This window comes from Desulfobulbaceae bacterium (genome assembly GCA_015231515.1).
In the GTDB taxonomy this organism is placed as follows: Bacteria; Desulfobacterota; Desulfobulbia; order Desulfobulbales; family VMSU01; genus JADGBM01.
In genome coordinates this window covers 1-2,854 of the sequence record JADGBM010000201.1, presented here as the reverse complement: position 1 = coordinate 2,854, position 2,854 = coordinate 1, and the positions used below count along the sequence as shown (strand labels likewise).

Below are 2,854 nucleotides of genomic sequence, written 5' to 3'. Positions count from 1 at the left end.
TCAGTGTGTCAAACCACTTACCGCTGTTGGCGATATTGCAGAGCCGATTCTGCAAAATATCGCCACAGATCTATATCTCATTCCAGGAGATGTCAACCTGTCCGGTTATGAAGATGCACTATCAAACAATAATTAGCAATAATTAGGGGACAGACCCCTATTTTAAATTGGGGTCTGTCCCCAATTTAACCCAATTTAACAGACCAAATGATAGCTAATTATTTAAATGGGAGCAGTAATAGAATATTTTTCAAAGGAATAATGAGTTTTTATCCTCTTATAAATAATGAACAGCAACTTAAAGACCTAGATGGGTGGTTAGTAACAGCAATCTTTAAGGCCATACGAATAAGATCAAAACTTTTAAAAAAATGGAAATTTAATAGAGATAATAATTTTCCATTCAATGTTCCACATAAAGACCTCGCCACCACATTTAAACAGCGAAGAATAAAAGGCAAAAAGTTGCTCCAGATTCCAAGTTTTTTTACTATATACAAAGCTCTCAAGAAAGGGGTCACTGACAAAGGTATTGCAGGTGTAATGAACCCTTCTTCTGACGGGTACACTTATTAAAAGGAATCGTTTAACAATTTCATGCACCAGATGGCGGGAACGGTGGCGGCGCTAGCGCGGCAAGTTCATTGGCGCCACTGCTGATACATGGCGTTCGCTGAGAAAAGATTGATTACGGCGGATTCAAACTGTACAATAACTACATGGAAAAATTGAAAGTTTATATTGAGACGACTGTCGTCAGTTATTTAACATCTCGCCCAAGTAGGAATCCAATAATCTTTGGGCGGCAAGAATTAACTCGCGAATGGTGGCAGAATAAAAGCTCGTCATTTGACCTGGTTGTTTCAGAGTTAGTTTTTCAAGAAGCTTGGTCAAGAGATAGTGAGGCTGCAAGAAAAAGAATTTCTCTGATTAGTCAAATCCCTTCTCTTAATATTTCAGAAGATGCTATCATTTTAGCCGAAAAGCTTATAAATAAAGGCCCAATGCCACAAGAATTTGGAGAAGACGCACTCCATATCGCAATTTGTGTATGAGTAAGGGGTCAAGTCCGCTTTTGACTTTTGTTAAACTTCTTCAAGGGAGTCACAATAGTGAGGTCTTGAAAAATCATTTACTTATATCTCAAGACCTAACTATTTGTGACCCCGCTATTCTTGCGGGTTTTTCATCATGAAACGAGTGTGAAAACTTCCTTGTAAGTTTGTAGCTTATAGGCTAAAATGTTATCATGCAGGTATTTCCATACGAGATTGACTATTACAAAACAGAAGATGGGGCAGTACCGTTCCGGGAATGGCTTGGAGCCTTACGGGATGTAAATGGTCGGGCAAAAATACGTGTCAGGCTTGATCGTGCCCGTCTGGGTAATCTTGGCGACCACAAACATCTTGCTGCCGGCATATGGGAACTGCGGCTCGACTGTGGGCCAGGATATCGTGTCTATTTTGCCAAAGAAGATAACCGGCTTATCCTGCTTCTCATTGGCGGCGACAAAAACACACAGAAACGAGACATCGCCCAAGCCACAGACTACTTGCAAGACCACCGGAGGAGGCACTAGCATGGCACATGCAACCGAGTACCAAAAAGACCTGATAGAGGCATTGAAAGACCCAACAGAAGCGGCGGCATATCTGAATGCAGCACTTGAAGAGGGGGACAGGGAAACCTTTCTCCTGGCGTTACGCAACGTTGCCGAGGCCAATGGTGGGATGGCTGCGGTAGCGGATAAGGCCAATCTCAATCGTGAAAGCCTGTATCGCACCTTATCACGTCGAGGAAACCCTGAAATCCGCACACTGTTCAACCTATTGCATGGAGTAGGCTTACGTCTAAATATAACTCCAGAACAAGCACCTATTTGATACGAACAATGGTATTGACAAAGGTATAAAATAAAAGGGGTCAGAGTAGAATTAATTTTTCTTTTTCCATCGACCAAGATTTAAGATTTAATTTTACTCTGACCCCTTTCACGCTTTCTTTTAGCTTGTAGGTTAGATTTAGATTATGTACAGCGCACCCTCTTCTGGTCACTGACAGAGAGAATGAGTGTGTCTATGTGTGAAAAAGTTAGATCCCCACTTCCTTTATAGGGCAACGATGAAAAAAATAAATTTATTAACTATTGTTTGTCTTTCTATTTTATTAAATGGTTGCGGTGTAATGTATCAAAACATTGCAGATACAAACAAAGAAAACATTTCTAATCTTGCAGTTGGAATGTCAATAATAGATGCATTGACATTGTTCAAAAGCCCCTATCTTGACGAGAAGAATCCAGTCGTCGAAGTAGAAACGTATACAAATTTCTTTGGGCAAAAAATTGATGTTTTGATGAATTATACATACCGCATAGCTGATGGGAAGATTACGGATGATGAATTGACGCCAATTGTTTTTAAAAATGAAAGTTACATTGGATATGGGCATGAGTTTTATAATAAGCTTAAAGATGATAACGCAAGGCTAGTAGATGTCAACGCAGAGATGTTAAAGAGAGAAAGGGATAGAGAGCTAAAGCTTGAACAAGAGAAGAAGGATAGAGAGCTAAAGCTTGAACAAGAGAAGAGGGAGAGGGAGCGAAAGATCGAGGAAGAGAAAAATCGACTTGTTCTGCAAGGACTAAATATTGATTTGCTGGAAGTAGATAAGCCTTTCATTTGTAATAATGAACCAGCTTGCAAAAAAGCATTCACACTGACCCAAATATTTATAAGTGAACAGGCTGGGATGAAAATACAATTAGCAACTGATGCTATTATTGAAACTTACGGTTCAAAAGAAAACATATCCATGAAGGCAATTAAGATGCCCAGTAATGATAATCATG

General features: G+C 39.8%; 5 protein-coding genes and 1 pseudogene. All 6 read left to right on the top strand.

Annotated elements, in window-relative coordinates; translation table 11 throughout:
* Positions 1 to 124: pseudogene (locus HQK80_16225) on the top strand (ParA family protein).
* Between the two features lie 83 nt (positions 125 to 207).
* The gene (locus HQK80_16220; protein MBF0223737.1) at positions 208 to 576 is read left to right on the top strand and encodes a hypothetical protein; all 369 of its coding nucleotides are present in this window, start codon (positions 208 to 210) and stop codon (positions 574 to 576) included.
* 143 nt (positions 577 to 719) lie between these two features.
* Positions 720 to 1,055: a type II toxin-antitoxin system VapC family toxin gene (locus HQK80_16215; protein ID MBF0223736.1), complete on the top strand. Its 336-nt coding sequence runs from the start codon at positions 720 to 722 to the stop codon at positions 1,053 to 1,055.
* Positions 1,056 to 1,249: 194 nt separating this feature from the next.
* Positions 1,250 to 1,582 (top strand): type II toxin-antitoxin system RelE/ParE family toxin, encoded by a 333-nt coding sequence (locus HQK80_16210; GenBank protein MBF0223735.1) that lies wholly within the window; start codon positions 1,250 to 1,252, stop codon positions 1,580 to 1,582.
* Between the two features lies 1 nt (position 1,583).
* Positions 1,584 to 1,886, top strand: a complete 303-nt coding sequence (locus tag HQK80_16205) for a putative addiction module antidote protein (protein ID MBF0223734.1) — start codon at positions 1,584 to 1,586, stop codon at positions 1,884 to 1,886.
* 199 nt (positions 1,887 to 2,085) lie between these two features.
* The coding region (locus HQK80_16200) for a DUF3192 domain-containing protein (protein ID MBF0223733.1) at positions 2,086 to 2,854 on the top strand (769 nt) is incomplete at its 3' end.

Coding starts and splice junctions, on each gene's coding strand:
- HQK80_16215 (MBF0223736.1), top strand. CDS start 720: ATGGAAAAATTGAAAGTTTATATTGAGACGACTGTCGTCAGTTATTTA.
- HQK80_16210 (MBF0223735.1), top strand. CDS start 1,250: ATGCAGGTATTTCCATACGAGATTGACTATTACAAAACAGAAGATGGG.
- HQK80_16220 (MBF0223737.1), top strand. CDS start 208: ATGATAGCTAATTATTTAAATGGGAGCAGTAATAGAATATTTTTCAAA.
- HQK80_16205 (MBF0223734.1), top strand. CDS start 1,584: ATGGCACATGCAACCGAGTACCAAAAAGACCTGATAGAGGCATTGAAA.